Origin of the sequence: Granulicella sp. L46, from assembly GCF_009765785.1 — a bacterium.
In the GTDB taxonomy this organism is placed as follows: domain Bacteria; phylum Acidobacteriota; class Terriglobia; order Terriglobales; family Acidobacteriaceae; genus Granulicella.
Map to the genome: position 1 here is coordinate 33,500 of NZ_LMUT01000002.1, position 13,237 is coordinate 46,736.

Sequence of the window (13,237 nt, forward strand, 5' to 3'; positions counted from 1 at the left end):
TCGCTGTAAGCGTTGTCCACGTCTTGCAAGATGGACGTTCCGTCTGATGTGCTTCCGTTTGTGTCCAGCACATAGCTATGCCCACTGGGCACGCTGACAATCTTGTAGAGTGTGCCAGCGGTGGACGCAAACATCGCCGCGCTGACCTCGGATGATGCTGCGGACTCTGTACCGGATAAACCCACGGCTGTGACCTTGTAGTAGTAGGTAGTACCGGCGGTAACCGACGTATCGATGAAGGTGCTCGATGCAATGCCGGAAACATAAGGAATCGATCCTTCCCCATTGCTGGCCGCGCCCCGATAAACATTGAAGCTTGTTACAGGGCCGGTCGATTGCCAGCTTAAGGAGACTTGACTATTGGCAATCGTTGCGTTGAGGCCTGAGACAGTTGCCGAGTTCAGGAGATATTGATAGGAAGAGGTGAGACCGGCGGCATTCATGATGCTGACTGCGCTCGAGTTTGAGGTAAGTGGCGAAGCAAAAGTTGTGCCGGTGACGATATCGTTATTGGCCGTGCCTCCGGCGTTTAGAAAATTAGAATTATCGGTATAGGAGTCGCTGACGGTTATATCCGGCATCGCTGTAGCGCTCCAGATATACAGCCAGTCTCCAGTCGTGCCCTGAAGGACGTTATCCGTAAAGGTGATGTGGGACGAGCCTTGATCTGGATAGATCCCGTCTAGGCTATTGTCGATATAGTTTGATGAGACTGCTGTGTTCGGCATCTGGCCGAGGGTGTAGAGGGCACCACCGTCTCCGTTCAATACTTGGTTCATATTGACAAGATGGTTGTAGCTGACTGTGTTGTTCTGTGAGGTGGTCGAGTCTGGCGTGTTTACCCATCCCCAGCCCAGTGAGATTCCCGTGTAGCCCATCTGCGAAGCATCGTTATGAAGCAACTGCAGCCCGTTCACATACGCCGCCGATAAGCCTTCGAACTGGTAGTACTCGCGGTTTGGAAGACGGATCAAATTGTCCTGGATGGTGTCGTCGGTACATACGCCCCAGACGCCCGAAGGGAAGAGTCTGCTGGACACTGAGTAATTGTTGGTCGCATTCGCATAGGCGTTTTGCGCATTGCCGACGTTAACGGCGTTGCCAGACAGATCCATAAATGCGTTACCGGTGGCGCTGGAATTGACCACATCATCGGTGAGACTAAGGGCTATGCCGCTGGAAAGGTGCTCGAACTGGTCGCCCTGGAAGACGACGCCGCTGGCATTACGGACATCGACACTGGCCTGCGCAGTCTGCGTATCGTTGTACACGTCGTTATGCCAGCCCCAACCCGTATAGTTAGTGTTTTGCACGCCGCCGGAGATTCCATACGTTCCTGAGAACAGTACCTGACCGGCAACGCTCTGCAACGCTGCCATGCCATTCGACCCGGCGACGTTGTACATCTGCCAATGATCGTACGCAAACGTGATTCCAATAAACTCGAGATTAGTGACACGGCCGCTAGTGGATGTGCCATAAACCTGTAGAAGGCCTTCGCTGAGTGGAGCTATGACGGTAGCAGTCGACATGTTTTCGCCACGAGCATAGTAGTAGAGCGTCTGCGTCGAACGGTTAAAGTAGAACTGCCCGGGAGTATTCAAGAGCTCATAAGCGTTGCGGATATAGAACTGACCTGTCGTGAGCATGTTGGTTCCATATCGCAAAGATGTCGCGAGCGCGCCGTAGGGCTGCTGGAACTGGAAGTCGGTGTAACTACCAGTTTCGTTGCAGCCTGTCTGTCCGTGCGTGCAGATACCCCGAACCGAGACGATGATCGAGTTGAAGCCGAGATTCTGCATCAGCTCGACATCACTCGGATTGTTATAGATTCCTACAGCAGATGAATCAAACTGTACGTCGTCAGGCGTAGATCCACTGACGCCCGTTTGTCCTGGAGGGGTGGGCGCAACCCATGATTCTGTTCCAGCCACGGTGAAGGTTCCGGCGAAGCCCTGGCCCGTAATCGGAGCGGGACTCTGCGTTATCGAAGCGCGCACACCATTAACGAACAGATTGCGCAGCTTGGTGCTGCGGCTCAGAGAGGCTTTGTATACATTGCCATGATCCAACGTCCATCCACTTACCTGGACGCCGCCGCTAATCACTGGGAGTTCGTTATTGTAGGCCTCGTAGATCACATGAAATCCGTTGGTGCCGGAGTCCGCTGCCGTGAAGACAATCGGCGACGAAATCGTATAGGTACCTCCAAGTAAATAAACTACAATGTCGCCGGTCATGCTCGAGTTGATTGCGCGCACCCTGGCCTGCGCGCCTGTGATCGTCAGTAGAGGAGACGCCAGAGTCCCCGCGTTAGAGTCATCACCCGATGGCGACACATAGAAAGTAGCTTGCACCGCTGCGAAAGCAGGTTTCCCAACAAAGACCAAGAGTGTCGCAAAGACGCTGAAGAGACATAGGAAGTTGGGGGGCTTCGAGATATTGTTCATAAAATTCTCATTTCGCTTGTGAAATATACGCCCAAACGTATAACCTCCTTTATCGAATGTTGTCAAGCGGAAGCGCGTGAGTCTACAAACTATCCACGCAGCAAGCCACCGCAACCATGAAGTTGAGAGAGCGCTGCGTCAAGTAACGGAAGCCGTACTTCACGTCATCTTGCCTAACTGACCAGATGGTATGGATCCGGCAGGTGGTTTTGCCGTCGTAGAGCGATGCGTGATCGTCGTCCCCTTAGATCGGGAAGATGAGTTTGTTGCCTAGATGCTGCGCAGAATGATGGGAGGAATATGAGTGCAAATAGCAAATTAGCACGGCGAGATTTTCTAAAGCAGGCTGCTATTGTCGTCGGCACAGCTGCCCAGGGAGTCTCCTGGTCTGGAAATGCTGAGATCCAGGAAGGGGCGAAGACCAAATCCGAGCACGAAGGGGCATCCCACTACCGCCCAGAGATCTCATATCCGAGGATATTCCGCGGACAGCATTTGAAGATGATCGCCTTTCCGCTCGGCGGCGTAGGCGCCGGCAGCTTAAGATTAGGCGGGCGAGGGCAGCTTCGCGATTGGGAGATATTCAATCGGCCGGATAAGGGAGCCTCTCCTGACTATGCCTTTCCAGCCATCTGGGTACAGTCAGGCAACGCGAAACCCATAACTCGCATACTCGAAGGGCGCATCCTTCCTCCGTACGAAGGTTCCTCCGGACTAGGCTCCAATAATTCACCTGGATACAGTCGACTACAAACCACAGAGTTTACTGGCGAGTACCCTTTCGCGAAAGTTAAGTTCGAGGATCCAACATTTCCAGTACAGGTTGAACTCGAAGCCTTTTCTCCCTTCATACCGCATGATCCGGAGAACTCAGGTTTGCCTGTCGCTATCCTGCGTTATCGCGTAACCAATCCAGGTCCCTCCTCTGCAAAGGTAAGCATCGCATTTTCTATTGATAATCCCATCATTGATGATGGGCCGAGCAACGCAACACCTGCTGAGGACAAGCGGCGCAACGAATATAAGCAGAAGGGGAAATTGACGGGGCTGATCATGAGCAACCCGGGTCTATCTGCCCACGATCCCATGCACGGCACGTTCGCCCTCGCTGCAATGCCAGACGCGGATACCCGAGTTACACACTGGCGTGGCTGGCCGCAAAGTCCGTGGTGGAATCCACCCCTGTTGTTCTGGGACACATTCGCAACGGACGGCCAACTCGCAGTCGAGCCGGAAGTCTATAACACCGTCGGTGCTTTGAGTCAGCAGCAAACAATCGGCGCAGGTAGGTCGGCGACCTTAACCTTCCTATTGGCATGGCATTTTCCCAACCGCACTCCAGATTGGTGCGGATGGGCAGCCCCTGCAGGAAAGGGACACACCATCATCGGCAATTTCTACGCCACACGGTTCAAGGAAGCATGGGATGCCGCTGAGTACACTGCAAACAATTTGGAACTACTTGAGAGCCGAACGCGACTCTTTACCACAGCTTTCCGGTGCAGCACGCTGCCATCCGCCATCAAGGACGCCGCTAGCTCTAACCTCTCCACCCTCGCATCCACCACCTGTTTCCGAACCGCAGACGGCGAGTTTCACGGATTCGAGGGAAGTTACGACAAGATAGGCAGCTGCTATGGCAACTGCACTCATGTCTGGAGCTACGAGACCGCAACAGCTTTTCTATTTCCTTCTTTCGCGCGTTCTTTACGCAAGGCTTCCTTCGGCTATTCTCTCGATGATCAAGGAGCGATCCACGCCCGGCAACAACTTCCCGATGGCGAATCGAGGGACGGAATTGTCGCTGCCGACGGTCACATGGGACAGATCATGCATGCCTATCTGGACTGGAAACAGACCGGAGACAAAGAGTGGTTGATTATGATGTGGCCTCGCATTAAAAAAGCGATGGAGTTTTGCTGGGTAGAAGGCGGATGGGATCCAAACAGGACAGGCATCCTCGAAGGTGTACAGAACAACACCTACGATGTGGCATTTTACGGACCAAACCCGATGTGTGGCATCTACTATCTTGGTGCATTGCGAGCTGGAGAGGAGATGGCTCTCACGCTCGGCGAGGATGTCACAGCAAAGCAGTACAGAGACCTTTTTGATCTCGGCAGCCGCTGGATCGACGCCAACCTCTTCAATGGCGAGTTCTATATCCAGCAAATCAAGGATGTTCGCCCCGATAAAGTCACTCCCGTTCTTCGCCCGGGTACCGAGATCAACAGCACAGGATTTCCCGGGTACCAAATGGGAAAAGGATGTCTCATCGACCAGCTGATCGGCCAGTATCTAGCCGATGTAATGGGGCTCGGTCCGCTGGTTTCGGAAGATCACGTTCGCACGACCCTTCAATCGATATACAAATACAACTACAAGCGAACGCTCATCGACCATAATAATACGGAGCGCACATTCGCCCTGAACGATGAAGCAGCAATGGTCATCTGCGACTATGGCACCACGACACGTCCTCGCATCCCATTTCCCTACTTCGCCGAGGTCATGACCGGCTTCGAATATTCGACCGCAGCACTGATGCTCTACTCGGGAATGACAGACGAAGGCACCGAATGCATTCACAACATTCGTGCCAGATACGACGGCGAAAAACGGAACCCATGGGACGAGGCCGAATGTGGTCATCATTATGCGCGCGCAATGGCTTCATGGACGAGTGTAGTCGCCCTAAGTGGCTTTTACTACGACGGCGCAACCGCGCACGTCACCGCCGTACCTCGAATTCCACATCGGACGTTTCAATGCTTCTGGGCGACCGGCACAGGCTGGGGAACATTTATCTATGGACCAACTGCCGGTCGCGGCAACCGCTTCAGCATTGAGGTGCTGGCCGGCACACTTCCTTGCCGTTCATTCCAGATCACGGGTGCCGGATTGTCGGCAACGGTCGCCGGCCAGAAAAAAACCTATGTGCACACCACGGAACAGCACGGAGAACAGACAATCTTCCATCTGAACTCACCAATAGTGTTGGCGGAAGGGAACTCCTTGAGGATAGACATGCTTGCATGAGCAGCTGATTGTCCTATGCGAACCGCCCATAAGCCCAAGCCTACAAAAGACCGCGCGCCGATTGTTGAGCGTGGGATTCGATAAAGGATGGCGCCGCTTGAACTGTCAAGGACTTCCATCAGCCGGGTACGAGCAGATGCGATTGCGGGCGGGAATAATAGTTCTGCTCAAGTTGGAGCTGGCCGCGGGCATCGAAGTACAGAAGGCCCTTTACGGTGATGACGTCCTGCACTTCATCGTGAAGCATGTGGCCGGTGAGAGATTCATACTGCAGCGCGAAGACCACGCATGCGTACACCAGGAGCAGCACCACGAGCACCGCAACGTAATACACCGTGAGCCGCACACGCAGGGTCGTGGTGCGGGAGAAGTTCACGTACGGGTCTCTCGCATCCATATCGTCACTGTAAAGCAGGGTTCCAGTGCTGCGGTAGTTCGCAAACATATCCAGACTGAAGGAGTCACGTGTTGGGATGAAAAACAAGCCCGGGCTATCGTTGGGACAATGTTGGACTATGAGGCCGACGGGTTCCGTTGGAATGGTAAATACATGAGAAATCTCGGCACCAAAGTTCACGAGATTAACGCGAATGACATTGCGTTATACAACCGAGTAACCCTAAGTCAATTAGGAATTCCTTCTCCTATGGTAAAGGAGATTGAAATTCAGCATCCTGATGCTCAAGTGTTCGACAAAACATCTGATTGCTGCAGCGCAGTACCAGGCGAAGCAGTGATTATGAAAAGCTCTAGTGTCTTGATTTTCTCGCTATATGGCGTTTTCTACGAAGCGTCTAGATGAGCCGTCATCGTCTTTGGTCAGGCAAAACATGGAGCACTCGGTCATGAGAAATTGCGTACCCAAGTGAAGGGTTCCTTTAGTCATCGAAAGAAAATTTGAACACCCGCCTGTCGCTAGCAATCAGCTCGGCGTCTTTTTTTCACGCCACTGAAATCGACGAGGAAGAGAGGCGCCCTTTAATTTGTGATTTAGTCGTTGATTCCGTCGAGTGCATAATTGGAAGCGAAACCGAGATCCCAACCACGTTTCTGCAGGCGACAGTGAATGTATGAGACCGCCCGCATAGGGCAGGGAGCTTGACGGACAGCCGCTGTGGCCCTGGAAGTCTTGGAATCTGGCTTTATGGAGGTGGTCTAGCCAAAGTCGTAGAAGAGCAAGCTAGTAGGAATGCGCTGCAATCCGGGGGATTGGGGTCGTCCAGCGTGCGGTCAAGTCGGACGACTCCTTGATGTCAAGTGCGACGTTTGTTAGTAAAAAGGGAGGTATCGTGGCTGCAAGAGTTCTGATGGTTCTTAGCGCGAGCATTGTACTGATGCTCGGAGCTTTTCATCTCGCCTATACGTTTCAGGGACCCGAGCTTACGCCCCGTGACCCGTCGCTGCAGGTTAGCATGACGCAGATTTCACCCGTAATTTCTACGGAAACGACTATGTGGCGCTGTTGGGTGGGCTTCAATGCCAGCCACAGCATGGGACTAATTCTGTTCGGATTGGTTTTTGGCTATCTTGCAATCGCTCACAGCACAATTCTCTTCCGATCACCGTTCCTGCTGATCGTGGGGCTAGCCATGCTCGGCGGTATGGCTGCTCTGTGCAAGTTCTATTTTTTCAGCTCGCCTCTCACCGGCATCAGCATCTCATTGGGATGCTATGTTGCCAGTATCGCGATATCGCGGGCCTGACACTGCGCAGGAGAAGTATCCAAACCCTCCCCCCTTTGACCAGACGCAAACAGCCTACCGTCAGACGGCTTGTTGATCTTGCGCTCGTAGTTTCCGATAACGCCGTTTCGCGGGCGGCTGCCTCAATTGACCGCAATCGTGCGACCCTCGTTGGTCGATGCAGCAGTGATAACTCGAGCGATCGTCCGATCCGTGCTACTCGTGATCTTTATTTTCTCCCCCTGAGGAATCTGCAGCGCTATTCGCTCTGCCACGGGCAACGGGACGACTGTATCGCGGACATGAGCTTCTCGTGATTTGCCGGACATGTTGATCATCACAATATGCACGAGCTGTTGTTGGATCGCCTTCGGCTTTGCATTGATATCTTGCGCATGGCTTGCACTGTTCATCCACACCAAACTGGAGATCAACATACTCAAAACTTTCTTCGTCTTCGACATGGCCATTCCTCCTGCGATTCCTGAAGGTAAGCGGTGAGGTGCTCGCGGTGCGCCTTAAACATGTCGAGTCGAAATTTGTTGGGATGAAACTAAGGTTGCGGACTGGCGCAACGATGAGGGTAGCTTGAAATACAGCAAGCTAAACAAGCGGACAAATTGCATTCCAACATTGGTTCAAACCTATTTTGATGGTTCTAATAAGGCTGATAGTACGCAATACGATGTGATTACCCTGGCCTCCATTTCAGGTACGAGGCATGAATGGCGTCGATTCAACAGAGAATGGTGGCGCGTACTCAATAAGCATCGCGCTGCTTACTTGCATGTCACAGACGCAATCGCGCAAAAGAACGATTTCCGAGACGGCTGGAATACGACACGCCGAAACGCCCTAATCATGGACTGTGCCAAGGTGATCGGGCATCACATCGCCCTCCCCATTCGAGATGATGGCCCGGGCCGACTCGGACTTTACTCGCATTCGATAACGATCAAGTTAGCAGAGTTCATCAAGGCTCGGCAGGATAATCCGGACGTTCCCAGAAGCGCGGACGAAGTCTGCGCTACACAGGCAGTCGACGATTGTATGAAGTGGGGATTCGATGGCCTGGGTGCGCAGAACATCCATCTTTACTTTGACCAAGGAGAGCCTTTCCGAGGTCACATTTGTGATCGCTTAAACCATCCAAAAGTGTTGAAGCAAATCCCGGCCCTCACCCGGATCACGAAGATCATGGACCTCGATATGAGGCTGGTGCCCGCGCTGCAGTTGGCAGACCTGCTCGCATGGAGCGTCAGCCACAAACAAGATGTGCGCACAAAGTGGCACGAACGACTACTCAAGAACCCTCACGACGAATATCTAGTCGGCTACGAACAATTGGCTAATCCGCTTCCAAAGGCCGTCGAGTTTGCGAAGAAGTGGAAGTTACCAAAACGAAGACTTCATCCCTAGGTTTCTACCAGAGCAAGGCGAAACCGACTCTAAAGACTTGCTGGATTGTTGATTTCAGGTATGGGTTGACGTGAGGGGTTTGGTGATGTGGGGCACCTGAAACAGTGTGTCTACAGTTCCGGTTGCACAATACAATCGTTCGACACAAACTCCTTGCGCTCTTTCACGCAAGGTGGGAGACCGGGTGAAGTCGCGAGACGCATCGTGTGCTCCCGTTCAGCAACTTCTTGGTTCAGTTTAAAAATAAACTCAAGTGGGTTGTCTCTACCTTTCATCCCGTAAGCCGCCCTAACCGCAAGATCGAGCTTCAGATGTGCTCTTTTGAGAGGGTTGTCTCCGGGCAGCTATAGTGTTCTGTAAAGGTCTCGAAGGCTGTAATCGTATTCGCGCATCACTTGTTTGCGCAGTTCTCGCAACTCGACGGCGGCTTTTGCGACGGCGCGGACCTGTGTCAAGGTTGGGGACTGCGGCCACGGAAAGGAGTTGTAGACCGTAGTATTTGTGTATCGCGGGCGTTCGGTGAGGGTTGAGCATCTTTCGACAAACCAAAGCCAGTGGATGCCGGACTGAAGTATTCCGAAAGAGTAGTCGTCCTCAAATGTGAAAACGGTCACAGCAGCGCTAGGATTGATCTTGTTCGATACAAGAACAAACACGGGACGTTTGGTGACGCTACTACAACAGATGTATCTAGGAAGTTTTGACAGCTTGACCATCAGGTCGTTCCTGGGCCACGAGAGTTGCCACCAACGATCAAGGAAAACCTGATGATGTCTTTTGAGTTTTGCTTTGGGATCATCCGCGAGGGCTTCCTGATTACGCGCCGTTTCCTTTGCAAGCTTTTCCTCCCTATCGGCTAATACCAGCTGCTCGATCCGTCTAAAAGGCTTCGAATAGGTGCCGGATTTCAACAGATCCCGCGGGGCAAAGTCGATTACGTATCGCGAGGCCTGTGGGGGCTTTTCGGATAGGAAGTCGTCGCCGATGATATATGGCTTAATTACGTCGGCGTTGCGGGGGTCAGCATCGATCATTTCGCGTGCTTCTTCAGGAGAGAGTAGGAAGCCCTTGTGGCCGTGCGTTTGCCCTTGGTCGCACGTGTCGGAATCTTTATTTACTTGTAGGTCGGAAGCCTTGGTGACATCGAATTTACCAGAGAGAGCAGCCCCGATCCGTGGCACCTCTTGTACCTGCCATGGTGCTTCAGTGCTATTTCCCTCTTGCCGAAATAGCTTCTTGATGCCACCTTCGTGGCCCTTAACCCAGTTTACGATTGACACGTGCACCGCAGCATCGCCTGACCAAGCCTGGCTGGAAACAGCCTCGGTGATTGTTCCGCCGTTATCCACGATGTGATCGAGGCCACCCTCACGCGAGTAGTTTTGTCGGATGGTGTTGGTACCAACTAACCCTGCGCGCCCGCCAGCTGGAAGTAAATCGTGAGCACGTCTAAACCAATACACGCAGAAATCTGCCAGGCCCGGCACTTCGGGATAGTGAGCGCGTACGCGGTTCACATAGGCAGGTCCGAGTTCCTCTTGAATCTTGTCTTTTGATTGATATGGTGGGTTGCCGATGATGGCGTCCGCATCTGGCCATTTTTCAAAGAGAGCGTCTTCGCAGCGAATATTTGAGTCCAGATTGTCTAAGGGCAGGGGGCTCTCGAATTCGAAGGGCAGTTCTCCGTCTGCAGCAAACCAGCTGTCTTGGAGTTCCATCAATGCGACGCGTTTTGAAATCATTAGAGTGACTTTTGCTAACTCCACTGCGAATGGGTCTAAGTCGATCCCAAAAAATTGCTTAGTGCTTACAAGCGAAGCGGTCCCTGTTGCTCTTCGGGCGCGAGCCCCATAGTTATCGTGGATCTTGGCGAGTATTTCCATTTCAATCGCGACAAGCTCTCTGTACGCCACATAAAGAAAATTTCCACTACCGCATGCCGGGTCGAGCACTCTGAAATGTAGGAGGGATTCTGTCAAGTCCCTGAGGTCTTTTAAACTCGTGGCCTTCGCTATTTTTTCTCTCCAGGGACGGGCGAGTGTTGGGCGCACGACTGACTGGATGTCCACCTCATTTGTGAAGTGCGCGCCGAAGGCATGTCGCTTCGCCTTGTCCATGCTGCTTTGAAAGATAGTGCCGAATATCGGGGGTGCGACCTTGCCCCAATTCTCAATAGCTGCGGACTTTAGGTCGGCCAACTCGCCTTCGTTAAGCTCGATTGGAGTCGCTTTCTCGAATAATCCTCCATTGAAATAGCGAATCCCCTGATAGCGACCTCCGCGTGCCTGCGTTTCTGAATTCATCTGGCGGAAAAGACCGCCGAGCAGATCATAGCTGCTAGCTCCTTGAATGCACTCGTCAAGAAGCTCCGAGAAAAACGCTTTCGGGAGCAGGTCGAAGTCTTCCGAAAACATCGCGACGACACACTGCAATATGAGCCTTTGCGCATGTTCTCGATCTTCGCCGCGCTTAACAAGCGAGTTGAAAACCTGGGCTACTTTGTCGGCTGCGGCCCGGGTCACCGCCACTCGGTCGTTGTCGAATACTGGTTTCTTCTCGCCTGAAAAGAGAAAATTGAGGGCCTCGTAACGTTCCGCGAGTTGGTCGACGCGAACTCGATCCATGGGGTCGTGAAGTTGCACGTTGAAGTCGTAGATCCAGAACTCGTCGAAGTTGCAAAGCACGACGTAACGCGGACGGTCAGGGACTGCATTGAGCCAGTAATCGAAAGCTTGTTGATAGTGACGTTGAAGTTTTTCGCCGCGGCTTTTCATTTCCAGCAATAGCCAAGGACGCCACAATAGATCGGGAAAGCCTATAGGCTTTCCCGATCGCTTCAATTTATATTCTAAAGTTGCCCCAGCTTCCTTGTAACCACCGTGGCCAAAGGCGCGGAAAAGCCGATCGCAGAAAACTTGCGCTTCGCCTCGCTCATACCCTGACAGTGTCGCGGCATATGAAACAAACGCTGAGATTCTATCTCTTTCTACGGACAACTTGATCCTCAGTAGCGACCTGAATTCGAAAAGGTTGTGCTTGTGGACAATATTACAAGGTGCTCACACTTCAGTTCCGAAATCGGCCAAACAATAACTCCTTAATACGGAGATCCTTGCGCGGAGTGCGGTGGTGCTTTCGCGCCACTGCGGTCGGATCAAGATCCCTTCTTGAATTTGGCTCGCTCCAATCTCAGCACGGCCTTCAGCATGCGTTCACGAGTCTGGGGAAATACCCTATCCGAGACGTGCTCTAGAGCATTTCTCATCCGATAGCTTCCAGAATCCCACTTACGTAAAGTCAAATACTCCGGGTGTAGCTTAATTTGTCCCGTAGAATACTACCCCGGCAAACTCCATCGGGGGTAGCATTCTACGGGACAAATTAAGCTACACCCTAGATCTTTCACTTCACTGTGTGTGGAATTCCAGAAACGTTTGGGATGTTGATGGATTTCGGGCACGTCGCCGATGGACCACTGCGCTGATAAGGCCGCTTATTAAGGAGTGGATGGAGGCGGGTTCATCAGTGGAGTATTTGCAGGGGGCGCTTGTGGTGGCGTGTTGGGGGCTTGAGGAGGTTGTGAGGTCGAGGAATAGGTCACTTCCTTAACATCTTTTCGTGGGACATAAATGGCAGTGTGGTCACCATTCGCATCTACGAGGTAGAAGCCGTCATCAGTCTCCTCAAGCATGTGAACGTGAGACGTTAGGCCCAAGGGAGGGACGTTCCGTTCGAACTGCACAAGCACCAGCGCACCATGTCCCCCGCCCCACTGCTCTGACACGTTGCCGTAGATTGTGTGTGCGTAGAGAATCGGAACAGCGAGCGCAAGAAGAAAGAGAGCGGCCTTCTTCTTGATTGATATAGCCGGTCGATTCTTTTGGAAGAGCACCAATGCAAGGCGAATCAACGCAACGAAGACAACGTAGCCAAGAACTATTGGATGGACGTTAGTTGCCCCTACATCGGATCTACTTAAGATAAGAATGAAGGCGACTCCTCCGATCGCCGTGATTAGCCCGGCGAGCAACATAGGAATTCGGCTAAATCTGACGAGCGTTCCACCGGTCGCCATCAGCAGGAAGGAGATCGCCAACGAAAACACATCCTTCATGCTTGCGGGGCCTTCGCGTGCCGGGCTCTGGATGGCGGGTATTATTGCTGCTGCGTGATGTGCGTTAAGCAACGCGGCGACGGCGTGCCCAAAATCAGACAGGCTACCCTGGACGTTTGTCGCGAAGATAAAGGTTAGGGCAAAAGCGATGAGGCAGCACTCTACAAGCCAAGTGGCGATATATGGAATCTTTAGCAAGTATGACTGGACGCCGGAGACACTGCCGCTTGCGTCGGCCCATATTGAGCTATTGTTTACTATCTCTTCTACTTTGAACAAGACGATCGCAGTTAGGACCTGGAGCCCGAAGGCTATTCCCGTGAACCCAACCTTTGACCGCAGTGGGTTTATGTATCCAAGGCCATAACGAGAATCGTAGTAGCTCTCAACAAAATATCCGATGCCGTACAGGATCAGGAACGCCTTACTGCCCGCGTCGAGCCAAGATCTTGTGCTTTCGAATTCGGCCGATTTCGACTCTGCTTCGGGCATTTTTCTCCGTACGCGGCGAGACTATTGCCGAATTCTATCTT

8 protein-coding genes are annotated in these 13,237 nt (G+C 52.6%); 3 read left to right on the top strand and 5 right to left on the bottom strand.

Features of this window, described 5'->3' with window-relative positions; translation table 11 throughout:
* Positions 1-2,450 (bottom strand): hypothetical protein (locus GSQ80_RS00130; RefSeq protein ID WP_158785489.1); only part of this gene is annotated, 2,450 nt, incomplete at its 3' end.
* 300 nt (positions 2,451-2,750) lie between these two features.
* Here GSQ80_RS00130 and GSQ80_RS00135 point away from each other — a divergent pair.
* The gene (locus tag GSQ80_RS00135; protein ID WP_158785490.1) at positions 2,751-5,489 is read left to right on the top strand and encodes a GH116 family glycosyl-hydrolase; all 2,739 of its coding nucleotides are present in this window, start codon (positions 2,751-2,753) and stop codon (positions 5,487-5,489) included.
* A gap of 118 nt (positions 5,490-5,607) precedes the next feature.
* On the opposite strand, the gene GSQ80_RS00140 is transcribed toward GSQ80_RS00135, so the two are convergent.
* Positions 5,608-5,973, bottom strand: coding sequence for a hypothetical protein (locus GSQ80_RS00140; RefSeq protein ID WP_158785491.1), 366 nt, complete (start codon positions 5,971-5,973; stop codon positions 5,608-5,610).
* Between the two features lie 805 nt (positions 5,974-6,778).
* Here GSQ80_RS00140 and GSQ80_RS00145 point away from each other — a divergent pair.
* Entirely contained in the window at positions 6,779-7,192 is a 414-nt protein-coding gene (locus GSQ80_RS00145) for a hypothetical protein (protein WP_158785492.1), read from the top strand.
* A 122-nt stretch (positions 7,193-7,314) separates the two neighbouring features.
* Here GSQ80_RS00145 and GSQ80_RS00150 read toward each other — a convergent pair whose 3' ends face one another.
* The gene (locus tag GSQ80_RS00150) at positions 7,315-7,635 is read right to left on the bottom strand and encodes a hypothetical protein (protein ID WP_158785493.1); all 321 of its coding nucleotides are present in this window, start codon (positions 7,633-7,635) and stop codon (positions 7,315-7,317) included.
* 124 nt (positions 7,636-7,759) lie between these two features.
* Here GSQ80_RS00150 and GSQ80_RS00155 point away from each other — a divergent pair, with 124 nt between their 5' ends.
* Complete coding sequence (locus GSQ80_RS00155) at positions 7,760-8,590, top strand: hypothetical protein (RefSeq protein WP_158785494.1); 831 nt, start codon at positions 7,760-7,762, stop codon at positions 8,588-8,590.
* 344 nt (positions 8,591-8,934) lie between these two features.
* Here the strand turns inward: GSQ80_RS00155 and GSQ80_RS00160 are convergent, their stop codons facing one another.
* Entirely contained in the window at positions 8,935-11,586 is a 2,652-nt protein-coding gene (locus tag GSQ80_RS00160) for a DNA methyltransferase (RefSeq protein ID WP_158785495.1), read from the bottom strand.
* Positions 11,587-12,086: 500 nt separating this feature from the next.
* Positions 12,087-13,196 carry a hypothetical protein gene (locus tag GSQ80_RS00165; protein ID WP_158785496.1) on the bottom strand — a complete coding sequence of 370 codons (1,110 nt, stop codon included), beginning with the start codon at positions 13,194-13,196 and terminating at the stop codon, positions 12,087-12,089.
* Positions 13,197-13,237: the final 41 nt, after the last annotated feature.